General features: G+C 39.9%; 22 protein-coding genes. 5 read left to right on the plus strand and 17 right to left on the minus strand.

Features of this window, described 5'->3' with window-relative positions; genetic code table 11:
* Positions 1 to 24: 24 nt before the first annotated feature.
* Complete coding sequence (locus BM086_RS03315) at positions 25 to 675, minus strand: ECF transporter S component (RefSeq protein ID WP_092323336.1); 651 nt, start codon at positions 673 to 675, stop codon at positions 25 to 27.
* 179 nt (positions 676 to 854) lie between these two features.
* On the minus strand, positions 855 to 1,901 hold the full coding sequence (locus tag BM086_RS03320; RefSeq protein ID WP_092323339.1) for an acyltransferase family protein: 1,047 nt from the start codon (positions 1,899 to 1,901) through the stop codon (positions 855 to 857).
* 149 nt (positions 1,902 to 2,050) lie between these two features.
* Between BM086_RS03320 and BM086_RS03325 the strand changes: the two genes are divergently transcribed.
* Together BM086_RS03325 and BM086_RS03330 are read left to right on the plus strand one after the other, a co-directional pair.
* Positions 2,051 to 3,790 carry a hypothetical protein gene (locus BM086_RS03325; RefSeq protein WP_092323341.1) on the plus strand — a complete coding sequence of 580 codons (1,740 nt, stop codon included), beginning with the start codon at positions 2,051 to 2,053 and terminating at the stop codon, positions 3,788 to 3,790.
* Positions 3,791 to 4,024: 234 nt separating this feature from the next.
* Positions 4,025 to 5,608, plus strand: a complete 1,584-nt coding sequence (locus BM086_RS03330; protein ID WP_092323343.1) for an alpha-amylase family glycosyl hydrolase — start codon at positions 4,025 to 4,027, stop codon at positions 5,606 to 5,608.
* Positions 5,609 to 6,055: 447 nt separating this feature from the next.
* Here the strand turns inward: BM086_RS03330 and BM086_RS03335 are convergent, their stop codons facing one another.
* From BM086_RS03335 to BM086_RS03360, 6 genes are all read right to left on the minus strand, one after another.
* Positions 6,056 to 7,039 carry a leucine-rich repeat protein gene (locus tag BM086_RS03335; RefSeq protein ID WP_092323346.1) on the minus strand — a complete coding sequence of 328 codons (984 nt, stop codon included), beginning with the start codon at positions 7,037 to 7,039 and terminating at the stop codon, positions 6,056 to 6,058.
* A 10-nt stretch (positions 7,040 to 7,049) separates the two neighbouring features.
* A complete protein-coding gene (locus tag BM086_RS03340; RefSeq protein ID WP_092323349.1) occupies positions 7,050 to 8,273 on the minus strand; it encodes a DUF362 domain-containing protein in 1,224 nt (407 codons plus the stop codon).
* An 82-nt stretch (positions 8,274 to 8,355) separates the two neighbouring features.
* Positions 8,356 to 9,315 carry a diacylglycerol/lipid kinase family protein gene (locus BM086_RS03345; protein ID WP_175560075.1) on the minus strand — a complete coding sequence of 320 codons (960 nt, stop codon included), beginning with the start codon at positions 9,313 to 9,315 and terminating at the stop codon, positions 8,356 to 8,358.
* Positions 9,316 to 9,466: 151 nt separating this feature from the next.
* Positions 9,467 to 9,958, minus strand: coding sequence for a dihydrofolate reductase (locus BM086_RS03350; protein ID WP_092323355.1), 492 nt, complete (start codon positions 9,956 to 9,958; stop codon positions 9,467 to 9,469).
* A 233-nt stretch (positions 9,959 to 10,191) separates the two neighbouring features.
* Entirely contained in the window at positions 10,192 to 11,043 is an 852-nt protein-coding gene (gene thyA, locus BM086_RS03355; protein ID WP_092323358.1) for a thymidylate synthase, read from the minus strand.
* A 19-nt stretch (positions 11,044 to 11,062) separates the two neighbouring features.
* The gene (locus tag BM086_RS03360) at positions 11,063 to 12,667 is read right to left on the minus strand and encodes an MBL fold metallo-hydrolase RNA specificity domain-containing protein (protein WP_092323361.1); all 1,605 of its coding nucleotides are present in this window, start codon (positions 12,665 to 12,667) and stop codon (positions 11,063 to 11,065) included.
* Between the two features lie 217 nt (positions 12,668 to 12,884).
* Here BM086_RS03360 and BM086_RS03365 point away from each other — a divergent pair, with 217 nt between their 5' ends.
* Together BM086_RS03365 and BM086_RS03370 are read left to right on the plus strand one after the other, a co-directional pair.
* Complete coding sequence (locus BM086_RS03365; RefSeq protein ID WP_092323364.1) at positions 12,885 to 14,066, plus strand: DUF3048 domain-containing protein; 1,182 nt, start codon at positions 12,885 to 12,887, stop codon at positions 14,064 to 14,066.
* 147 nt (positions 14,067 to 14,213) lie between these two features.
* Entirely contained in the window at positions 14,214 to 15,032 is an 819-nt protein-coding gene (locus tag BM086_RS03370; protein WP_175560076.1) for a TraX family protein, read from the plus strand.
* Positions 15,033 to 15,222: 190 nt separating this feature from the next.
* Here the strand turns inward: BM086_RS03370 and BM086_RS03375 are convergent, their stop codons facing one another.
* From BM086_RS03375 to BM086_RS03400, 6 genes are all read right to left on the minus strand, one after another.
* Positions 15,223 to 15,822, minus strand: a complete 600-nt coding sequence (locus BM086_RS03375) for a hypothetical protein (RefSeq protein ID WP_092323371.1) — start codon at positions 15,820 to 15,822, stop codon at positions 15,223 to 15,225.
* Between the two features lie 130 nt (positions 15,823 to 15,952).
* Positions 15,953 to 17,398, minus strand: a complete 1,446-nt coding sequence (locus BM086_RS03380; protein WP_092323374.1) for a TrkH family potassium uptake protein — start codon at positions 17,396 to 17,398, stop codon at positions 15,953 to 15,955.
* A 3-nt stretch (positions 17,399 to 17,401) separates the two neighbouring features.
* The gene (gene trkA / locus BM086_RS03385; RefSeq protein WP_092323377.1) at positions 17,402 to 18,763 is read right to left on the minus strand and encodes a Trk system potassium transporter TrkA; all 1,362 of its coding nucleotides are present in this window, start codon (positions 18,761 to 18,763) and stop codon (positions 17,402 to 17,404) included.
* A gap of 197 nt (positions 18,764 to 18,960) precedes the next feature.
* Complete coding sequence (locus BM086_RS03390; protein WP_092323380.1) at positions 18,961 to 19,632, minus strand: DUF4956 domain-containing protein; 672 nt, start codon at positions 19,630 to 19,632, stop codon at positions 18,961 to 18,963.
* Positions 19,629 to 20,354 (minus strand): polyphosphate polymerase domain-containing protein, encoded by a 726-nt coding sequence (locus BM086_RS03395; RefSeq protein WP_092323383.1) that lies wholly within the window; start codon positions 20,352 to 20,354, stop codon positions 19,629 to 19,631. Before BM086_RS03395 ends, BM086_RS03390 begins: the two co-directional genes overlap by 4 nt.
* 38 nt (positions 20,355 to 20,392) lie before the next feature.
* Positions 20,393 to 20,728: a hypothetical protein gene (locus tag BM086_RS03400; protein WP_092323386.1), complete on the minus strand. Its 336-nt coding sequence runs from the start codon at positions 20,726 to 20,728 to the stop codon at positions 20,393 to 20,395.
* 646 nt (positions 20,729 to 21,374) lie between these two features.
* On the opposite strand from BM086_RS03400, the gene bilS reads away from it, so the two are divergent.
* Positions 21,375 to 21,893, plus strand: coding sequence for a flavodoxin family protein BilS (gene bilS / locus BM086_RS03410; RefSeq protein ID WP_092323391.1), 519 nt, complete (start codon positions 21,375 to 21,377; stop codon positions 21,891 to 21,893).
* Positions 21,894 to 21,901: 8 nt separating this feature from the next.
* Here the strand turns inward: bilS and BM086_RS03415 are convergent, their stop codons facing one another.
* The 3 genes from BM086_RS03415 to rplK all read right to left on the minus strand — a co-directional run bounded on the left by BM086_RS03415 (position 21,902) and on the right by rplK (position 24,408).
* Positions 21,902 to 23,212 (minus strand): CapA family protein, encoded by a 1,311-nt coding sequence (locus tag BM086_RS03415; protein ID WP_092323394.1) that lies wholly within the window; start codon positions 23,210 to 23,212, stop codon positions 21,902 to 21,904.
* Between the two features lie 67 nt (positions 23,213 to 23,279).
* On the minus strand, positions 23,280 to 23,969 hold the full coding sequence (gene rplA / locus BM086_RS03420; RefSeq protein WP_092323397.1) for a 50S ribosomal protein L1: 690 nt from the start codon (positions 23,967 to 23,969) through the stop codon (positions 23,280 to 23,282).
* A gap of 13 nt (positions 23,970 to 23,982) precedes the next feature.
* Positions 23,983 to 24,408 (minus strand): 50S ribosomal protein L11, encoded by a 426-nt coding sequence (gene rplK, locus BM086_RS03425; RefSeq protein WP_092323400.1) that lies wholly within the window; start codon positions 24,406 to 24,408, stop codon positions 23,983 to 23,985.
* Positions 24,409 to 24,531 lie beyond the last annotated feature (123 nt).

A 24,531-nucleotide genomic window follows, 5' to 3' on the forward strand; every position in this document is an offset into this window, starting at 1 on the left:
TGAACAGTAACACAAGTCCCCCTATTACGCTCTGTGCAAAACCTTGGAAAGAACAAGTCCTACAGTACCTGCAAGGATACAACCTATAACAGCCTCAACTGTAGCCTGTACACCAACCATGGCAATAACAAACGCAAATGGATTTCCTGCATTATATTTAGATACAAGTCCCTGTACATAATCAGTATTGTAAAAGAAAATGCAAAGTGAGCTCATGAAAAATACTGTGTTAAAAAGTGGCATAAGTGCGCCTGTGATGTAGTAAGAAGCCTGTGTAAGCTTTCCTTTATGAATAAGCTTATAGATTCCGCTTACAACTGCAGCATCAAGAAGTCTTGCAACTACTGCTGTAACAAATACGCCAAATGGATTAATGGTGAAAAGTGTTGAAAGCATTCCGCTTGCGCCTGTAAGAGCGCCTGAAAAGCTGTTAAGTCCAAAAACAATACCGCAGATAATTCCTGCTGTTGGACCAATAAGCATTGTAGCAAGTGCTACCGGAACAGTAACAATAGATACCTTTAAGAATGGTGTAGGGATAGTCCCAAGAATCGTGTTACCCATGATAAGAGTAACTGCTATCATAAGGGCAGTCTCCACCATGTACCGAGTTTTTTTACTAAGTCCGACTGACTCTTCTGTAGTCTTGCGGCTCAGCGAAGATGTGTTTTCCATATTCAATTCTCCTTATTATATGAGCTACCGTTTTGAACTATTTCAAATACAGTGCACCAATAATATACCAACACAGCACCTATAATTCAAGAAAAATATTATAAAAAATCAACTTTTATAAACACATAGACAAAACAAAAGTGTCACGTTTTAATACAAATGTCCTTTGCTTAAACAGCTTATGCTCTATTTTTCATTTTTTGAAATATCAGATCATCTGCAAATTTATGAATACCCACCGCAAGGAAAAATACAAGGAATATTGCCGATAGTTCCCATCTGATGGTATCTATGCTTACCTGAAGGTCAGCGCACTTAAGCAAAATCCATTCATGAAGACAATATATCTCAAGAGTAATAGTTCCTATATATGAAAGTGCCTTGTTTAGAGCCTTTCCCGCTTTAATCTTATCAACAACTCCAATTATATCCACCATTATCAGAATCAGCGACGGAGTAAATAAAAGCCTTGAATAATGGAACATGAACCAATGCGTATAGTAAGAATCAATATTGCCGATAGCAGGATGCCAGTCCATTACAGCAAGATACGTCAATACGACACCCGCTGCAAACATGGCATAAACAGGCAGTCTTTTCTTGAAGTGGCTTTTTTCTTCCAACGTTCCACCATCATTTTGGCTAAGATAACCCCAGTATATTCCAATAAAAAATATGGGTATCCTTGTAAATGCAGCAGAAACAATGTCTTCTCTTACCCGTCCGATAGTAATGCATCCAAGAAGCATGGCAAGTCCTACTGCCATGCAGGTAAATCTTAGTTTATTTCTGCTCAAACCAAAAAGTTTATGATAAAAAGGAACAATCAGATAAAGTACCAGTATCACACCTAAGTACCACAAATGTATGTATAAGTTCTCTGTAAACTGCTCGAAATATGTGATTCTCCCAAGTATTACAGACTTAGTCCAGTTATCCACCAGGGCTATGAGAAATGTGGCCGGAAGAAAACCTGCATATATTCTTAGAAATCTTTTCCCTTCAAAAGAAAAATAGCTTTTGATATCGGTTACCGGATTTTTGGTAAGTGCATAGGCCATTCCAAAACCTGATAATAAAATAAAGAGATCAACGCCCGTATACCCCTGACGCCAAAAATACCAGATTAAAGTTCCTTTTTCCAATGAAGGAGCTGAATGAAAATAATAAATCCAGATTATTCCAAGTCCCATAAGGACTGATCTATATTTACTTACAGACTTCATATTAGCTGTTCTCCTTGATTTCTATAGTTGTGTCGTCCTAAACCCAATTTAGTATAACATAAGTAACCACTTTATGTGGTCATTTCCCCTCCGATTTGCTACAATATATGGATGAAAGGGTTACTAAGTTTTTTATTTGGGGGAAGTTTATGAAAAAAGTTTCAGATACATTAAAAAAAGAGTGGATTTTCTATCTTATTATTCTATTTAGCGCCATCTGTTTTTTTGCGCCGCACTTGGGTAACGGACTTCTAAAGGGCGGAGAGCTGGATTTCCATTATGCCAGGATAATGACTTTATCAGATAGCATCAAATCAGGCGTATTTCCTGCAAAGATCAGATTTACCCATATGAAGGATTACGGATATGGCATCGGATTCTTTTACCCGGATCTATTTATCTACATCCCGGCTTTGTTAATCTCTCTTGGGGCAGAATTTGATGTCGTCATAAAAATATACCTCTTTGCGTTCATACTAATTGGTGGTTTTGTATGCTACAGCTGTTTCAAATATCTTTCAGGAAATAAGTATATTGCGCTTTTTGGTGAGATACTTGTCATGGAATCATATATAAATGACGAAAATCTCTTTGACGGAGGCGGATTCCCACATCTTTTTGCCTACTTTTTCCTGATTCCTGCAGTTTGCGGCTTATTCATGCTTCTTAACGATAAAAAGAAAGGCTACCTGATATATGCTGTCTGCATGACATCAATATTACTAAGTCATGACGTTATTTTCCTTACATATATGCTTGTTATGATAATGATTGTGCTTGCATACGCTAATAATATTGTAAAAAAGCCTGTAATCTTCGGAAAATTCATGCTTGTAAACATAATCTGCATGATACTCACCACTGCCTATTGGCTGCCTGCCATGGAACAGCTTTTAAATGTCAGATTCAAGGCATTTTACAATAATGCGTACACAGTAAGTGACCACATATTAACGCTTGATCAGCTGATTTTCAAAGAGATTGGTCCTGCTTATATGGCAATCTTCTTATTTACCATGATCGCATTTCTTTTCATGGCACTTAAGTATAAAAAGATATCAAAAGATAGCACCAGTCTGTTTATAGTAAATATCTTACTTATGATTCTTATGTGTTCTCGTACCATTTGGGCAAGCAGTATCGGTGAAAAGCTAAACTTCTTTGAATACACACGAAGATTTGATTTTATCTTCACTGCCACTCTTGCAATATTTGTAGTAACTGTTTTAAGAGATGCACTAACTACAATAAAAATAAGCAGCATATTTAATGGTAAATATGCAAAAACAGCTTTATTAGTTGCCATGATCGTACTTACTGTCGTATTCAGATCCGCAAGAAGACCTGAGTTCTTCGTAATAGGAAGCGGTGAGCGCATGTATTTGACCGAATCTCTTTTACAGGAAAGATACGTTGTCTCCGGTGCAGAGTGGTTACCTGAGGAAACACAGCCTGCAAACTGCGACTCTCCCACTATTGCCTATGCAGATGACCACTCAAGCGCAGAGGGCTTTAAGCATGACAACTCTAAATACTACGAAGCCTGGATAGTTATGGATAAAGAATACTACGATGTTCCATATGTTTATTATTATGGATACAAAGCATATCTCGTGGATGAAAACATGCAGCCCGTCGAAGAATTAAAAGTTGCAGAAGCCTCCGATAACAACGGCATTGTGAGAGTATATATGCCTAAGGGCAGAGATGGCGTCGCTCATCTGATGGTTATGTACAGAAAAACTCCGGTACAGAAGATTTCATATCTTATAACCTTGATGTCTGCTCTCCTTATTGCTTTATGGGGAACAGCCATAGCTATTAAAAAGCTCCGTAAACCACGCATTACTGATCAAGATATTCAAGAACATATTAATCCAGCTGCTTAATGTTAGCTGCTCAAAAACCACCCATACTCGGGTGGTTTTTTATTGAACTAAAAATACCTATTCATGAACAAAGAATTGCTTTGCAACTCTTTACGCGCTGATGCGAGCAACATTCTTTTTTATATACAAAAAAATAAATATATTTTATAATGGAAACGTTACCGGTGTAATATAATTATTATATCGGCAAATAAATTATCTTAATTTTCAAGGCTCGCGCTTAAGGAGGATGTCATGCCAAACTGGTTAAAAGACGCTGTTTTCTACGAAATCTACCCACAAACCTTTAAGGATTCAAACAATGATGGTATCGGTGATATCAACGGAATTATCGAAAAACTGGATTACGTCAAAGATCTTGGATGTAATGCACTTTGGATCAATCCCTGCTATGATTCACCATTTAAGGATGCCGGCTATGACGTCCGTGATTATAAAAAAGTAGCTCCACGCTATGGAACCAATGACGATCTGTACAGACTTTTTGATGAAGCTCACAAAAGAGATATTCATGTTCTGCTTGACCTTGTTCCCGGTCACACTTCTGAAGAACATGAATGGTTTACAGAGAGCAAAAAAGCTGAAAAGAACGAATACTCTGACAGATATATATGGACAAACTTCTGGATTCAGGGAATCGCAGGACACCCCTATATTGGCGGTGAAGCTGACAGAAATGGCTGCTATATGCTTAATTTCTTTAAATGTCAGCCTGCGCTTAACTATGGTTTCCTTAATAAAACTGAGGACTGGCAGCTTTCTCCCGACCACCCTGCATGCATTGCCACAAGAGAAGCTTTAAAAGATATTATGCGTTTCTGGCTTGATCATGGATGTGACGGATTCCGCGTAGATATGGCAGATTCTCTGGTAAAAGAGGATGATGAGAACAAATCAGCAACAGGAAAGATCTGGCGCAACATCCGTGAAATGCTTGACACTGAATATCCTGAAGCTGCAATTGTCTCAGAATGGAGTAATCCAAAGCAGGCTCTTAAAAATGGCTTCCATGCAGATTTTTATCTTGATCACCATGGAAACGGCTACAATACTCTTATTAGAGATAACGAAACAGCAGGTGGTGACCACAGCTTCCTTAAAAAGGATGGCAATGGTGATATTATGCGCTTTCTTATCGATTACCTTCCTAAATATGATGCGACCAAAAACGATGGATACATAAGCTTTATCACATGTAACCACGACACTCCAAGAGCAAGGCTGACTCTTGGCTATGATGAGCTAAAGCTCGCATGGGCGCTGTTTTTGACTCTCCCGGGAGTACCATTTATTTATTACGGTGATGAAATTGGAATGAGATACCTTGATATTCCCACAAAGGAAGGCGGATACACAAGAACAGGCACAAGAACGCCTATGCAGTGGGATCATTCCAACAACTATGGATTTTCAAATGCAGAGACTGAATCCTTATATCTTCCTCAGGATTTGTCAGAGGATGCTCCAACTGTAGAGGATCAGGCAAAAGATCCATCTTCTCTATATAATGAGACCAAGGCGCTCATAGCACTTAGGCACAAGTATGATGACCTTAAGGCAGACAGTAGTTTTAGTGTTATCTACGCTGAGAAGGAGCAGTTCCCATTTGTTTACAGGCGTGGAAATCTTCTAATTGCAATAAATCCTTCGGATAAAAAGAGCGCTGCTGCGCTTACACCTGAAGCCTTCATCAAGGAAGGGGACAATTCAGGTTCGCAGTGCAAGGTGGCTTTGGTCCACGCTATCGGTGAGTGCAACATTGACGGTAATTCTCTCACTATGAAACCGCAGTCTTTTGCGATGTTCGAGTTGCTGTGAAACATGTTGGTTATAGTACGCTGGCGGATGGCAAGGCTGAGAATGCTTGCTTTCGTTTTCGCAGTAATTCATGGCACATAAAAATGTAGTGAGCTTTCCTATGGTTCAAAATTGGGTGAACCATAAGCAGGAAAGCTCACTGCATTTTTTTGCACTCATGAATTATCTGCTCAATCCGAGAGCTACGCATTTTCGGCCTTGCCATCCGCCAGCTGTGCTACGGCTTCGCCTCCATGCTTGGTACAGCATCTCGAAATAAACTGAGCAATAATTCGACAATGCTATGCCATGAAGTTGACAACACATGAAAAATATATCATAGAAATTTCATGTTTATATCAATAACCTTCACAACATCCAAACAGATACTGTCCCCCGATGAACACTCTTATAGTTATAAAATTGTGTATATAAAAATGAAGCAACCATTATTTATCAAAACTTACCTTATAATGTAAAGAATTGTTCATCACTGATAGACGACTTGCTCTTGTCCATTAGTACTGCACTAAGGATAGTCAACCCTTTGGAAGATGACAATTGGACTGCCTTTTCTATAGCTTCATCTGAGAAGAGGCTGCTGCCGTCATGGCGTTTATAATCGAGAAGTTTTTCTAAGAGAGTGATTGAATCCTGATTTGTTTCGGAGTCGTTTATTATTCTTTCAAGGACATTGTACCCATTCTGATTAAGATATGTTTCATAAGCATTTTTATAAATTTCTTCCAGTTCTACGGGATATAGAAGTCTTCCTATAGCAATGTCATGACAGGTTTTCCCGCCGTCTATTATGGCTTTATCAAAGAGTTTGTCGTACTGTCTGTAGTCTATTTTTCTTCTGTCGACGCATTCTCTGTAGAACATTCCTGCGCCGGCGATTGAAAACTGTATTGTGCGGGCCATGGTATTTTCGTTAAAATCGTATACATATCCCGGAAAGGTAAGGCATGACATGCTGTAACTTTTGTCAGCACTAAGTGGTGACTTACTTGCTGTCTCTGCGGTAACACTTCCGTTCTCTCCACTATCGTTCCGAACATGTATCAGAAAACGCATTTCTTTATCCACATCTGCAAGGAAGTTTCTTATGACTTCATACCAGCTGCGATTTATGGTTATTTCCACTTCTTCAAGGCTGTCACACTGTCTGCAGACTCCGTCATAATAATCATCGAGGCTGTCAAAAAGAGTTATCTTCTTAAGATTTCTGCAGTTGTGAAATGCGAATCCATAGATTGTCTTAACTGACTCAGAGATAGTTACCGATACAATATCTTCTCTTCCGGAAAAAGCATGGTTTCCGATTGCTTCCACCTTATATCCGTCGATCTGCTCAGGCACGGTAAGATTCTCAACTTTTCCATCAAAGCCGCTTATTTCTGCATATTCATGACCATCTTTTTTGTGCTTTTTTATCTCATATTTAAACATCTACTCTATCTCACCGGTGATTAACCTTATTTACAAATCTGCCGAGGGGATTGTACTGAACCTTCATTGCTCCCTTAGGGCAGAATTCCTGACAACAAAAACATTTTATGCACTTGCTTCTGTCAATCTGCGGAATCATACCACCTTTTCCCGAATTTGCCTTATCTGAACGTACCATGGTTATAGCATGGGCTGGGCATGTCTCATGACACTTTTTGCAGCCAATGCATTCTTTTTCCTTAACATTTGGCTTTGTATTAAATACGATCATCAGCGCTTTGGACTGAAGCTTTCCTATTATTCCGTTTCCGTCAAAAGTAATGCTCTGATGGATCGTAGCCCTCTTAAAATCAGTCACACGTATCTCTGAAAGCTGGAGATCGCCGCAAACTGTGACTTCAGATACATTATCCGGCCCAAGCCCTCTTTCTTTTGCCGCCAAAAGAGTTGGTACTTCCGAAAGTTTCATTCCTATGATATCCGCACAGACCATATCAAGGGCGTAGGGCTTTTTAGATGAAAGAACGCAGCCTATATGTCTCTTTTCCCCGGCTGTGGGGCCATTGCCCTCCATTCCGTCAATCGCATCTACAAGGTAAAGACATGGCTTAAAGTATTCATTAAGATCCACCATTACGTTTGCAAATGCCTGTTCATTCGAAAATCGCATATGATATTCCGGCTTTGTGGTGCCGGGAATGGTTCCAAACATATTTTTTACAGCGCAGCTCATTCCCATCATTGCGTGAGTTTTGAGCTTTGAAACATTGATTATCGCATCTACATTATCAAGCCAGCCTGTGTAGATAAAGTTTTTGATAGAAACCGCATCTGGAAACTCACCGTTTTTCACAGAAAAGTCTTCATTCAAAGAAACCTTGTTTTCACCGTCATCATATTGTCCCTGAAGCTCTTTTACCATGTCTGTAAGACCGCAGGCCCTGTAAACTCCATGAACAAACGCGCTGGTGTAGATTCCTCCGGGGCTATCTCCTATCACAACCTTAGCGCCCTTTAAGATGAGTTTTTCGCAAAGAGTGCGTAAAAATAAAGGCTCTGTAGTAGCAGCCTTTTCCGGAGCCATTCCAGCCACAAGATTAACTTTGATTCCGATGGTCATTTTCTCATGAACAAAAGAAAGTCCATCTATCTCTTCAAGAACCCTACCAATGGCAAAATCCAGTTTTTCTTTTGAATACTCGTCACACCTGACGAGTGATACTGCATCAAACATCCATAATCTCCAAATCTAATTTATATATAATCAAAAGCATCATACTCCTTCCGTCATTGTAATCACATTTTTTAACTTATTACTATTTCGCCAGAATCGTTATTGCTTTATTTATCACTGAAATCTCAGTGTCTTTGGCTGCGCCGCCAAATTCGCCGTCAATGGTCCATTCTACCTCAGTCTCGGAAGAAAGTCTAACCTCTTTTACCTGTTTATAAGTAATGTAAGAGTTGTCATTCCCCATGTTTGCAAGGGCAGCCAGGACAAGGTTAAATTCCGCAATATTCTTGGGTGACTTTATAAGCAAAAGCTCCATTTCCCCGTCATCCTGCTTAACATCCGCAACATTAAAAAGATTCATTCCCGCAACAGAAGAAGAATTGCTTACTGCTCCAAAAATGTAGTCGCCTTCCTCAATAACGCCGTCAGCTTCTATCTTCATATGGCAGCTGTAACCGATATTCTGTGGAAGCTCAGCCAGCGCACTTATGATATAAGCCGCATAGCCAAGCACATTTTTAAGCTCCTGGTCAGTGGCATAGCTCACCTTGGAAAAAGCTCCAAACGCAGCAACATAGTTAAAATACTTGTCATTCATCTTTCCGACATCATAGCTTACAGGTCTTCCCTCTGACGCTACTTCAATGGCTTTTGCTCTGGTTCCGGGGATTCCCAATCCCTTTGCAAAATCGTTGGTACTTCCAGAAGGAATATATGCAAGAAGCGGCTTCTTATCATACTGCATGATCTCATTGACAATATGATTAAGCGTCCCGTCTCCACCACTGCATAGAACAACTTCTATTTTGCCGTCGATTTCTTTTTTATCTGAAAAGATCTCCGAAACATCAAGGAAATCCTCCGCATACTCCGCAATAATCTTCTCAGAAGTAAGCCCTGACTTAGGGATTATAGGATAGACAATAGGTTCATACCCCTTAAGCGCATATCTGGTGGCAATCTCAAGCGTATCATTGCCGGCCTTTCCTATGCCAGAAGTCTTATTGATAAAAATCAGTACTTTATTCTTACGTCCTGCCATTTTTTCACCCTTAACCATTACAACATAAACTTAAGTCTATTTTCGCAATGCTGTCCAAGATAAAATGCCTGACTATAACCACTTTTTCTATTATTCCGACTCATTCATCTTTGATAAACAATGTGGTTAGTTATGAATGAGCCAGTATATCTCAATTACATCTCTTATAAGTTCTATAAGTATAGGTCAGATCAAAATAAACCTGCTCATCGCTCTCGTCTACAAGCTCCCAATCAGGATCCGCATCAAGATTAGGAAAATAGCTGTCTGCCTCATACTCTTTGTCAATAAAAGTTACAATCGCGGTATCGCAAAGATCAATGAATTCTTTATAGACGCTCGAACCACCGATTATATAAACCTCATCTGTAGGCAGGTCAGAAACCAGATCAAGAAGCTCCTGTTTGGAATGCACCACAGCCGCATCCTTTACTCTGTAATCTTTTTTAGTTGATAAAATAATGTTATTGCGCTTAGGAAGAACTACCTGCTGAGGAAAAGTTTCAAGTGTCTTTCTGCCATAAACTATTGTCTTTCCCAGTGTTTCATTCCTAAAATTCTTCTGATCCGCAGGAATGCTCACAAGGAGCTTTCCTTTATTTCCAATTGCCCAATTGCTGTCAACAGCCACGATTGCCTTCATAGTATCTCCTCTAATCTATAAATTATATCCAAGAATGCCGCAAATAGGCCATTAAAAGTCGACTTCGTCGAAGGGCCTATTTGCCTCTCGTATCATGTTCTCACGAAATCCGCAGCTAGTGCGGATTTCTGTAATTTCATCTAAGAAGTCATACAAATAGACCCTTACAATGCAACTACGTCGCAAGAGCTATTTTCCACTTAATCATGTTTACATTTTTTAAATCTTCCCGCTTAGATTGCTATCGGAATATCCTTAAGCTGCTCTCCTGCTACCTCGTATCCTTCAAGTGATACGTCATTTCTTGTGAACTGATAAAAATCCTTAACATCCGGATTTAATGAAAACTTAGGAGCAGGCAAAGGTTTTCTTGCGATAAGCTCTTTAATAAGAGGCACATGTCTGTCATAAATATGCGCATCCGCAATGACATGTACAAGTTCACCCACGTTCATATCGCACACCTGAGCAAGCATATGCACCAAAACCGCATACTGAACCACGTTCCAGTTATTTGCAGCAAGCACATCCTGTGATCTCTGATTCAGAACAGCATTTAATGTAAGTCTGTCCTCGCCCTTTTTCTGAGTAACGTTGTAAGTAACTGAATAAGCACAAGGATAAAGATTCATTTCATGAAGATCAGAAAAAACATAGGTATTTGTCATTATCCTACGGCTGAACGGATTATTCTTTAGGTCATAGATAACTCTGTCCATCTGGTCAAATTCGCCTTCTTTATAGATGCTCTTTTGTCCTATCTGATAACCATAAGCCTTTCCGATAGAGCCTGTCTCATCAGCCCATTCATCCCAGATATGACTGTTCAGATCATGGATATTATTGCTCTTCTTCTGATATATCCATAAAATCTCATCAGTAGCACTCTTAAGTGCAGTCTTTCTGAGAGTCATTATAGGAAATTCCTTGGAAAGGTCATACCTGTTCACAACTCCAAATTTCTTTATCGTATATGCAGGTGTTCCATCAGGCCAATGTGGTCTTACCTTCTCCCCTTCTGTTGATGTGCCGTTTTCCAGAATATCCTTGCACATATCAATAAATAATTCATCTGCTCTGCTCATACTCGCTCCCCTTTATCTTTTACTTACTCCATTTATCGCACAAGGCAATTATCTGATCTGCAAATTTTGCCTTGTCCTTATTTGAAATTCCATCGCTCCTTGCAATAATGCCCATAAGCCTTGCTCCGGCAGCTTTAAGCCTTGCATAAACATCAGATACAAGCGCTGCATCTTTCTTTTTGACAGGAATCGGAATTCCTTCTTTTACTATATTTCCTGTAATAATATCGACTTCCGTCCCACTGTAGGGCGCATAGGTATCATATCCGTATTCTTCCCTAAGACATGTGGCAAAAGAAGTACAGACACTATCCTCGCCATGAACTATGAAAACTTTTCTTGGTCTTTTTACCGTAAAACCGTTTAGCCATTCAATAAGACCGTTCTTATCGGCATGTCCTGATAAACCTTCAAGCTGGCATATATCCGCCTTTATATCAATTGTCTCTCCAAAAAGCTTTATCTGGTCTGCACCGTCAATAATAGCTCGTCCCGTCGTTCCGATAGACTGATAGCCTACGAACAATATCGTGCACTCAGGCCGCCATAGATTATGCTTAAGATGATGCCTTATTCTTCCTGCCTCACACATTCCCGAAGCAGAGATTATTACCTTGGGCTCGGGATCTTCGTTGATCGCCCGGGACTCCTCTGTCGTGATTGCATGAACAAGCCCTGAAAAAGTGATGGGATTTATTCTCTTTTTGACCAGTTCCATAGCCTCATCATCATAGCATTCATACTGGTTATCTTCAAATATTTCTGTGGCTTCCACCGCCAGCGGGCTATCTACAAATACAGGAAAATCAGGATGTGACTTAACAAGTCCTTCAATCTTAATTTTCCTTATAAAATAAAGCATTTCCTGTGTCCTTCCAACCGCAAAAGAAGGAATGACAACATTTCCGCCTCTCTTAAATGTTCTCTCTAAAATCTCCGCAAGCTCATTGACATAATCCGGTCTTTCTGTGGAATGGAGCCTGTCGCCATAAGTAGACTCCATGATAACATAATCCGCATCCCTGGTATTCTGCGGATCTTTTATAAGCGGCTGACGCTTATTTCCTATATCTCCTGAAAAAACAAGCTTTTTCGTGACACCTTTTTCCGTAAGCCAAACTTCAATGCTTGCTGACCCTAAAAGATGACCTATGTCTGTAAATCTTATCTTAATTCCTTCGCAGACATTTATTTCCTCATTATATCCACAGGGAATAAATGCTTTTATCGTCTTCTCAGCATCTTCCATGGTATACAAGGGTTCCATCTGGGCTATGTCTTTGTTTCTTTTACCCTTTCTGTTGCGCCACTCTGCTTCCTGAAGCTGAATATGCGCGCAATCTCTTAGCATTATATCGCAAAGATCGGCTGTAGCCTCAGTAGAATATATTTTTCCTCTAAAACCCTTGGCGTAAAGAAGTGGCAGATTGCCCGAATGATCAACATGCGCATGAGTCAGAAATACATAATCAATTTCCGGCGCAGAAACCGGAAGTGGAACATTCTCAAAATAATCTTTGCCCTGCTCCATGCCATAATCAATCAGAATATTCTTATCACATGCTTCTAAAAAATGACAGCTTCCTGTGACCTCATGGTCAGCTCCAATAAAAATAAGCTTCATACTCTCATCACCTCAGCTCTTCGTAACTGAATCATATAAGAATACATATATATTTAGTATAACATTATACAGCCCCTAAAAAAATGATTGATTTTTTGATAAACTTGCTTGAAAACATCTTATTTGGTAAAATGGAATTTGATTACTGCTTGTAGGTTCTTTTTTGTGTGCCTATAAATAGTGATAGATTCACAATAATCAAGGAGAAAAGAGAATAATGTATATTAAAAGATATGCTAAAAAAGCGATTGCTGCACTTCTTTGCTCAACACTTATTATGTCAGTCGCTGCATGTAGTTCAACTGACGAAGGCGAAGATAATTCAACAGCTACTGTTTCTTTCGAACCTATCAATGAAACAACTAAGACTCCTTCAACAGAAGTTTCTACAGAGACAACTGATTCAGAGGCAGTTGAGCCTACCGCTGAGGCAGAGGAATACGTTCTTCCTGAAGGAATGTATTACAGCGAACTTACAGGAGAACCAATCAGCGAAGAGATCAAGGATCAGCGTCCTATCGCAGCAATGGTAGACAATGAAAAGACTGCTCTTCCTCACTACGGAACTTCTGAAGCAGATGTTGTTTACGAGCTTATGAACAGCACCAAGAATGACAGAATCACAAGACTTATGTGCGTAGTTAAGGACTGGGGCAAGATTGAACAGCTCGGAAGTATCCGAAGCACTCGTCCTACTAACATCCTTCTTGCTTCTGAGTGGAATGCTCTCTTATGTCATGATGGTGGTCCTTACCACAATGATGCATATTTTGCAAATCCATGGGCAGCTCATTTTTCCGGCACATTCTCACGAATCAACAACGGAAAGGCAAGAGAGTTCACAGAGTACATTGTAAGTGGAGACCTTGACGACAACTTTAATAACTATGAAGGCAAAGCAAGCTACTCCAGAACATATAATGAATACGCAAATCCTGGCAGCCACTTCAATTTTGTTCCTTACGGCACAGAATACAAGCTCAGCGAGAAGTATTCAAACACCTACTCAGCATCAATGGTTTCACTTCCTTTCAAGCACAACTCTTCTCAGCTTGTTTACAACAGCGAAACAAAGGAGTATGAATACTATGAATACGGCGACAGACATGAAGATGCTGAAGACGGCGCTCCACTCAGCTTCAAAAATGTAATTCTTCAGAACTGCAGCTTCACAGAGCTTGATGAGAACGGTTACCTTATTTACAACTGCATCAACCCAAGTGAAACAGGCTGGTATCTCACAAACGGCGAAGCTAAGGTTATTGCATGGTCCAAGACAAGCGAGACAGGCGTAACCAAGTACTATGATGACAAGGGCGAAGAACTTCAGCTCAACACAGGTAAGACATATATTTCTCTTATCCCTTCTGATTCATGGAGCAGCATTACATTCCAGTAAAATAAATAATTTTAATCAAGAACTGTAGCGGATACATCTCGTATCTGCTACAGTTTTGTTATATACTTAACTTTAGTGATGTCAGGGGTGAAAAATCTTATACCCTTTCCCGTAATTTACATTAAACTTTATGATTGTGAGACTGAAATGAACATTGATTCCCGCATAAAAAAAATAAATGGTAATCTCTTAAAAATAGTCGCCTGCATCTCAATGCTTGTGGACCACATGGCAGCCGGAGTGATGCTTCCTGTTGTCAGATACAGAGTATATAATGGTTCTCTATCAATAGACCAGCTTAATGATATCTACAAATTCCTGCGCAAATTCGGAAGGACTGCTTTCCCCATCTACTGTTTTCTTCTTGTGGAAGGCTTTTTTCATACAAAGAGCAGGCGCAAATATGCCCTAAGCCTTTTGATATTTGGTCTCATTTCGGAAATTCCCTTTGACATCTCACTATTTGCAGAAAAAGAGGTCTTCAACCCAAATTTGCTGGAGGTTGTAAAGGCCAACAGTTTCCTTTTAATGGATCAGTGTAACGTGTATGCAACCCTCTTTGTAGGGCTTCTTACAATATGGTGCCTTGACTTTATCACCAATTATGTCCGGGAAAAGAACCTTTCAGATGTTATAGCCTATTGGCTCTATATTCCCACGATAGCTCTCGGATGTCTCATCTGCATCAAGGCAAATACTGACTATGACGCTTATGGCATCCTTCTTATTTCAATTTTTTACCTGTTATACAAACATGATTATCTGCGGCTTATTGCAGCTTATCTGTTTATCAGCCAGCTTTCAATTGAATATGCAGCCTTTCCCGGCTTCATCCTCATGGCTTTATACAATAAAAAAAGAGGTCGAAACCTCGGTAAATTTAAGTATTTCTTCTATCTGTTTTACCCGCTGCATCTGCTGGCAATACACTTTATCCGATGCATGATGTACTCTGCAGCATACTAAATTCGTGATAAATCTAATAGGTGCTCTACACATCAAGCTCGACTAGACTCGATAGTACCTCGACAAGTCGACTTGCATGGTTCGCACTAAGTTCGGAAAATACCTCACTAAGTACTCTACACAAAAAACTCCTGTGATTTCTAATAAACCACAGGAGTTTCCTTATATATATTTTAATACCTTCTCTAATTTATCTACCCGATACCAGGCTGTCCATTGTATCCTGGGCGCTTATGATATCAGTTGTTGAAATTGTGTAATCCTGAATAGATCTTACACTGAAATGCACGCAGCTGTCACTGGTTGCGTCAACCACCGCATACTGCTTATATCCAACATCCTTGTTACCTGTAAGTATATAAATCTTCTGATCCTTCTTAACCGGTATCTTTACAATAACCTCAGCCGACTCAGTAAGCAAAGCCGAATTATTAAATGATACCTCATAAGTTCCCGGATAATATGCGTCATGAAGCTTGGATACTGTACCCATGATAGGCAATACGCCATTCTCAGTAACAATAGTAACTCTCTGAGTCATTCGGGTGGTATCATTCTCCTCACAAAAACTATCATCCTTAGGATATGAAGATTGATAGGAAGCAGCTGAATCATCGGCAATTCCCAAAAAGCCCTTTAAAGTGTGTTCTGCCTCATGATACACTTCATCATCCACAGACATACGCGCCTTAGCCTTACTCCTTGAAAAAACCAGAGCGCCGCCAACAATTGCCCCCGCCATCAAAAAGGTAACAAGAAGAATAATAACTATTTTTCTTGTCCTCACCATATATATTAACCTGCCATTTCTTCTTCACAAAACTTACTAGATTTTATCACAATTTGGACACATTTTTCAATATGATAATATTCACCATAAAATGCGATTATCTTATCATTTTTTGCTCATTTTTTCCTAGTTATTTTTTCCAGGTCTTAGGTTTCATAATTACAAAAATAGGCAAAAGTTCAAGTCTTCCGGCAAGCATATCAAACATCAGTACAAATTTGGATAGCACTGAAAACTCGGAATAATTACCTGCAGGACCTACCATTCCAAGACCGGGTCCGATATTGTTCAAAGTAGCCACCACAGAGGTTACAGTGGTCTGAAAATCAAAATTATCAAGAGCAACGAGCAGTGTGGAAGCAATAAACGTTATAACATATATTCCAAGGTACGCCGTAACTGATTTTACTGTGGTTCCCTCAACTGAATGACCGTCCATGTAAACTCTTTTGACTGCCTTGGGATGAACAACGAAATTAAGCTCATTTCTGGCATTTCTGATAACTATAAGAGCTCTTGAAAACTTAAATCCGCCGCCCGTGGAACCGGCACAGGCGCCAATAAGTGATAGAACAACGAGCATCAGTTTAGGAAGCATTGGCCATGTATTAAAGTCCAAAGTTCCAAATCCGGTTGTAGTCATTACTGAAACAACAGTAAACAGTGAATGATGGAAACACATACCTGCACTGTCCAAAACTCCTGCCCTGTAAATAACAAAGGCAATTATGACAGAGGAAACAGCGATAGTCCCAAGATAATACTTAACTTCATCTATTGCAAAAGCCTCTTTTGGCTTTCTGTTTAAGAGGAAATAGTAAACAGTAAAGTTTATTCCACACAGAGCCATGAAAAGAATGATAATAGCCTGGCTGACTGTGGAATACCCCATCATTCCACTATCGTGCACTGCAAATCCACCGGTTCCTACAGTGGAAAAAGAAATTGTGATAGCATCGTAAAGCGGAAGTCCTGAAACAAACAGACATATTGCCTCTATAACTGTGATTCCAAAATAAATAAGGTACAATATCTTGGCAGTATCTTTAACCTTGGGAACTATCTTACCAACAACAGGTCCCGGGCTCTCTGCCCTCATAAGGTGCATGCTGTAGCCATCTGCCATTGGAACAACCGCAAGCAAAAAGACCAAAACACCCATACCACCGATCCAGTGTGTAAAGGTTCTCCAAAACTGCACGCTGTACTCCATGTTATCGACAGTAGTAAGTATGCTTCCTCCGGTTGTGGTAAAGCCTGAGATTGTCTCAAACAAAGCATCTACATAATTGGGAATCGCGCCTGTTATAACAAATGGCACCGCTCCCATAAGACTCATTACAATCCAGGCAACTGCAGTTATCGCAAATCCTTCTTTTGCATAAATAACCTTGTTAACAGGCTTTTTAAAAGACCCCACAATGCCAACTGCGATAGAAAGACCTGCAAGGATTAAAAAGGAAACTGCACTGTCAAACTCACCATAAATAAGTGCAACTATAAGTGGCAGAATAAATAAATAGCCAAGCGTTCTAAGGAGTCTGAACAATATATATCTGATCATCGAATAGTTCATTTATCACTTCTCCAATATATCGCTAATATCTTTTAGTCCGGTCATGGTAGTTAATACGATAACCGAATCTCTGTCTCTTATAACACTGTCACCACTTGGTGAAATAATTTCACCATAGTGATTGATGCAGGCTATAAGAATGCCCTTTTTAAGATTAAGCTTGGCAAGCGGTATTCCAATAACCGGTGAACCGTTTCTTACGATGAATTCAAGGGCTTCAACCTTATCATCGTTCAGCTTGTAGAGGGTTTCAATATTGCTGTCCTGAGATGCCGACATGCCTCGCACAAACTGCACAATACGATCCGCAGTGATATTCTTGGGATAAATAATACTTCCTATGTTCAAAGAGCCGATAATATCGCCGTAATTAACCCTGTGCACCTTGGTTATAAGCTTTGCCTTAGGGTTGATGCTCTTTACATACATGGAAAGCATGATATTCTCTTCATCAAGATTTGTGAGCGCCAAAAACGATTCAACACTTGTAACGCCCTCCTCAAGAAGCATATCCTTATCGGTTCCGTCGGCACAGATAATAAGCGCCTGTGGCAAAATCTCTGACAGTTCCTTGCATCTTACTGCATCTCTTTCAAAGATCGTAACCTTTATTCCAAGGGCGATAAGGTGCTGGGCAAGGTAAAATGCCGTCTCACCGCCTCCGATTATCATAGTAGAATGAACCTTGGCAGTAGGGAGTCCTAATTTTCTAAAAAAGCTTACAGTATTTCTGCTGGATGCGCAGACTGTGATCTCATCTCCTGCCCTAAGCACAAAATTTCCATCAGGGATATACACTTCGCTTCCTCTGGATACTGCTGAAATGACAACCTGCTTCTTGAGATCTGTAGGGATATCTTTAAGAGCCTTGTCACACAGTCTTGAGTTCTCATCAATAATCACCTTGACCAGCTCAGCTTTTCCTCTGGCAAAAGTCTCTATCTTGGTTGCTGATGGAAACTTAAGAAGTCTTTCAGCCTCATTTGCAGCGGCTTCCTCAGGGTTTATGACCATGGAAAGGCCAAGTTCTTCTTTAATGAAATTAATCTCTTTTTTGTAAATAGGATTTCGCACTCTCGCGATTGTATGGCAGTTACCTGCCTTCTTGGCAATAAGGCAGCACAATAAATTCAGCTCATCTGAATCAGTTACAGCAACCATCAGATCAGCTGATTCTATCCCCGCATCCTTCATAATGGAATAACTTGCGCCGTTGCCGACTATTCCCATAACATCATAACTATTAACCACATACTGAAGAACACTACTTTTTTCCTCTATAACAGTAATATTATGTCCTTCTTTGCTAAGCTGCTGGGTAAGAGCCTGTCCTACATTTCCGCAGCCCACAATCAGAATCTGCATAACTATCCTCCATAACGATATAAGTCCACATTACATTATATTGATTTGATGGTTATAAATCAATAAGGGCGACCTTAAAGTCGCCCCCTGATGTTACTGTTGTTACTGTTCAGACAGAAATGCGCACTGTGCTGCGCATTTCGTGAGAAAATGATTCAGGAGTGAGCGCATTTCTGTCAGAACAATACCACAGATTCTTATGCGTTGTATTCTCCGTTGTACTGAATGATCGTTATGTCTTTTACCTTGTCGATCTTCTGGATCTTTTCTTCGAAGTATAGGTCATCTCCCTTGACATTTACTTCTACGGCAAGTTCTGTAGTGTTCCCCTTCATAGTCTTTGATTTAACATGATATTTCTTTTTACCAAAGGCTCTTAAAACCTCATCGCCGGTCTCGACGCCTTCATAGTGGATAACCGCAACGTAGATTTTATTATTCGATACCCTTGAGTAGAAAATAGCTATCATGATGATCATAATAACTGCCGAAACGAGGGTAAGAATATACATTCCGGCTCCTGACGTAATGCCGGTGGTTATGGCCCAGAAAAGATATAAGAGGTCAAGTGGGTCCTTGATGGCAGTTCTAAATCTTACGATTGAAAGAGCACCTACCATACCAAGGGAAATAACAACGTTGGAACTGATTGCCAGCGTCACCATGCAGGTGAGGACGCACATACCTATAAGCGTAATTGCAAAGCTCTTTGAAAAGATAACTCCCGCATAAAATCTTCTGTAAACCAGATAGATAAGTATTCCCAGCAAAAGAGCCAGAGTAAGCGCGATTGCTATATCCACCACATCATAGTTGGACGCCGAGTAGTTCTCTAAAAAGGATTTTCTTAGTACATCTTTTACGCTCATATTATATATCTCTCATCAACATAGTTTTCGTTCCCAACAAGGTAATCTGTTTTATCGCAACATAGAACAAATTTTGAAACAGCTGTAAATTCACTGGATACCGGCGGGCATAGGTCTCTCACTATCTGGGGCAAAAACTCTGTGTATTTCACCTCCATGACAAGCTTATCCGCTGGCAGTGCGCTAAGTGTCGGCAGCGTTCCATCAAATATATCAAAGCTTCCAATACCTGCCCTTACTCTCATGTCGAAGGTTATTCTCACAGTGCCTGCATCCATGATATAGGGAGCCCTGTCATAGTCTACAATTACCCTTGGCCGCATCACCCTGCTGACACACTCATAATAGAATTCCCTAAGGAAATTATTATCACTATGCAAAAGAAAATCATAATTGCCATCCAGAATATAGTAAACCTGCTCCCTTGTGAGCTTCGCAGCCTCTTTATAAATGTATTGACCACATTTTATCTTGCGCTCAAGTTTTATCGACCTGTCAGAAAAGTTATATATCCTTATCCTATACTTTTTTCTGAACTGAACACCCATATCCTTTTCTTCATAAGCGCTGTTAAAATAGTCATCAAAGTAAAGACTTCTGATAAGATATTCACCATTGACAGCGTTGGGATCAAGGCTAAAATATGGGCTCATTCGCGCCTTTAATTCCTCGAATTCAACGTAATTTATTAGGTATTTCCACTCGTGCCTAAACTTGTTCATATTTTCTCCTGTTTATTCAACAGTTGCATCATTCTGATTTAAATAACCCTCTCCTCACTTTTATTCCCTACTGTAGTCACTCTTCTTGTCAATGATATGCTCCTTAGTTCTTCCGTCTCGATACCATCAGCCTTAAGCTTTCCTTTGACTATTTGAACACCTTTACGAGCGGTATTGGGCAAAAGAATAAGAACTCTATTATTTTCATCTGCGCCAAGAACATCATCAACTCGAATGATAGCTGATATTCTGCGCACGGCTTCTTTTACCGTCATGTCCACCACTTTCACCCGAAGAAGAGAATGCTGCTTGAGTACTCTTCCCTCCGTATCACAATATGTTTTTAATAGTTTTGCAAAATTGTCTTGTTCCATGATCTTAGCCTCTTTCAACTACCTTTTAAGCTCTTCATGAAGATACAGGACTCTCAAAAGTTTTCCTGATATTACCAATAAGGATAGGAAATAGTTTAACGTCATGCTAATTAGATGTTTTCAACGACATTGCTTCATAATAAGTATACATTATTTAAACACTTTAAATGTTAATTTTCGATTAATTATCATCTTAATTTTGTATATTTGTTAAACGATTAATTCTTTTTTAAGATAAATTTATGGCTAGTTCATTGAATTTACGGGCTTTCCTACCTACAATAAGGGTGTCTGTTATCGGGAATACCGACTATTCTTTTATGTAGGAGACCTAAAATGAGAAATTTATTGCGCCGTCTGTTTCATGGTCGCTATGGTTCATACGGTTCAGATAGCCTCACCAGGTTTCTGCTGATATTTGCTATTGTGCTACTGCTGATATCAATAGTGCTCGAGCCGCTCTCTTTTTTATACTATGTTGCGTTTGCTGCTCTGGTGTACTGTTATTTCAGATTATTTTCAAAGAATATCACTAAACGATATAAAGAAAATGAATTATTCACAGGTTTTATCTTTAAACTTAAGAATATATTCAAAAAAAAATAAACATCTATCCCCAGAAAAATGAGTGATCAGTAGGTTATTTATGCTAAAGAATCTTGTAGTGTATGCCAGCGAAACAGGCAATACAAAAAAACTTGCAGAAGTAATTTTCGACGCCCTTCCCTCTTCTACGGGAAAAGACATCGTGGATGTCAGGACCTGGAATGGAAAGCTGGACGCCGAGAATTATTTTGTAGGTTTTTGGGCAAATCGCGGCTCCTGCAGTCTTGAGATAATCGACATCTTATCTTCCCTTAGAAAAAAAAATATTGCCCTATTCGGAACCTGTGGAATGGGCAATACAAATACTTATTATCATAAACTTGAACAAAATGCCAAAGTATGGATTCCTGACGACAACCGCTATCTTGGCGCATATTTTTGCCAGGGAAAGATGCAGCCCTCAATTCGGGACAAATATGAATCTTACCGCGGTAAATGCGATGATAACAAGATAGATCTCATGCTCAGCTTTTTTGATGATGCACTCTCTCACCCTGATAATCAGGATTTATTGAAAGCGCATCTATTTGTTGATGAATGTATGAAAAAGATATCGTAGATAGGATTCTATTGTGCTCTTATGAATCCTTCCCCATCAATACTGATTCCCGGTGACATTCCCATGATCTTGTTATAAATTCTCTGTGCCTCTTCTCCTGTAGCTTCGTTTACGGTACAGTCACTTTGAAGTGCCGGAATCATCTGCATACTGACGGTTCCTTCTTTATTGATGGTAAGAACAACCATGCAGGTATCCAGTGTTTTAGAATTGAATATATAGTTACCAAGGCTATATACAACAGGCACTCCCTGGATGTAATCCATACGCTGTAATATATGAGGGTGACTTCCAATGATCGCATCTGCGCCTGCCTGTACTATTTCTATTGCCTGATCTTTTTGCAGATAATCAAGTTCTGTAGTGCTCTCTGTCCCCCAATGTATAAATACCACAACATATGCGCCTTTTTCCTTGGCTTCCTTTATCCTTGTAAGCAAAAGTGAATCATCAAGACATCTGAATACTCCGGGTGAAGTGGAAGTCGCCTCTTTAGTATCAGGGTTTTGAAGTCTCTCAATCTGTGTAGCACAGATAAATGCTATCTTCATTCCTCCGGGAGTAACATAGTAGACTGTGTGTGATGCCTCATCGATATTTCTTCCGGCTCCAACATATGCTATTCCCTGGCTGCTCAGAGCATCAAAGGTATCAAGAAGGGCTTGTTCTCCATAGTCATATGCATGGTTATTGGCAAGACCTACGATATCAACTCCCATGGTATGTAAGATAGATGCTGTCTGCGGTCTGGCCCTAAAAGTAAATTTCTTACCCTCTGTAGGAGTTCCTCTGTCTGAATAGGGAAACTCGTTGTTCACCATCATGATATCAACCTGATTCATTCTATTTAAGAGAGTTGTTCCAATCACTCCAGCTGCGGAATTCCCATGAACCCTGAAAGCATTTCCTGCAGCATAGTTATCATCAAATAGAATATCCCCTGCAAATCCAAGTGTAATGCTGTCTTCGTTTGTCGGCTCAAGGAGATACGTGTACTCTCTGTCCTCTTCAGGTATTTCTATTTCAATCTTTTCCTCAGTGTTTTCGCTGCTCTCCTCTTCTTCCTGCATAACCTGTGTAGAGGTTTCAGGTTGAACTGCTTTTTCAATCTTCTCAATCTTTACAGTCTTTGGAAAATAATTTGCTTCTAAATCCTCGCTGCCTTCTGATGGAGTCTCACTCTTTAGTCCACTACTGATTACCAATAGGACAATAACTCCTATCAGCATGATTCCTATAAATGTTGTTGTAAATGCAATAATGGCTCTCTTTAATACATTATTGTCTGTTTTTCTGTTATAGTATTCTCTTTTTCCCATAGATTACAGTATAACACAAAAAGACTGCCAATACTGACAGTCTTTTTAATAGGTCTAGATATATTTATCAATACTTGTTTGATACAACCTTTACACCAGGGCCCATTGTTGTAGCAAGAGTGATGCTCTTGAGGTACTGACCCTTAACAGATGAAGGTCTAGCCTTTGCGATAGCATCCATAAGAGCATTGAAGTTCTGCTCAAGCTGCTCCTCTGAAAAAGAAGCCTTTCCAACTGGAACGTGGATGATGTTAGCCTTGTCAAGTCTGTACTCGATCTTACCAGCCTTGATATCGTTGATAGCCTTTGTAACATCCATAGTTACTGTACCAGCCTTAGGGTTTGGCATAAGTCCTTTAGGACCAAGAACCTTACCAAGACGTCCTACAACGCCCATCATATCAGGTGTAGCTACAACTACATCGAAATCAAGCCATCCTTCGTTCTGGATCTTAGGAATAAGCTCCTCGCCACCAACATGATCTGCGCCTGCTGCCTGAGCTTCATCAAGCTTTGTTCCCTTAGCGAATACAAGAACCTTAACAGTCTTACCTGTTCCGTTAGGAAGAACAACAGCGCCTCTGATCTGCTGATCAGCGTGACGTGAATCACAACCAGTCTTGATGTGTAATTCAACTGTCTCATCAAATTTTGCAGTAGCTGACTTCTTAACAAGAGCGATAGCTTCTGCAGCTTCATACTGCTGAGTCTTATCAATAAGCTTAGCAGCTTCTACGTATTTCTTTCCGTGTTTCATCTCTCATCCTCCATCAGTCTTCTACTACAATACCCATACTACGTGCTGTACCAGCGATCATGCTCATAGCACTCTCGATAGTGAATGCATTAAGGTCAGGCATCTTTGTCTCTGCAATCTTTCTAATATCTTCCTTAGAAACGGTTGCAACCTTAGTCTTGTTAGGTACTCCTGATCCCTTCTGGATCTTAGCTGCCTTCTTAAGAAGAACTGCTGCAGGTGGAGTCTTTGTAACGAATGTGAAACTTCTGTCTGCATAAACTGTGATAACAACAGGAATGATAAGATCACCCTTATCTGCTGTCTGAGCGTTGAACTGCTTTGTGAATTCAACGATGTTTACACCATGCTGACCAAGTGCTGGTCCAACTGGTGGTGCTGGTGTTGCTTTACCAGCCTGGATCTGTAACTTAATATATCCTTCGACTTTCTTTGCCATAATGGCACCTCCTGAAAATATGTGGTCGGACGCAAACTCCTTGACGGATTTGCTCCCACTCAGCGGTTACACGTCTGTATAAACAGACAATTTATATTCAAACGCTCACGCGCCCAAATATCA

Origin of the sequence: Butyrivibrio sp. YAB3001, from assembly GCF_900112195.1 — a bacterium.
GTDB lineage: Bacteria > Bacillota > Clostridia > Lachnospirales > Lachnospiraceae > Butyrivibrio.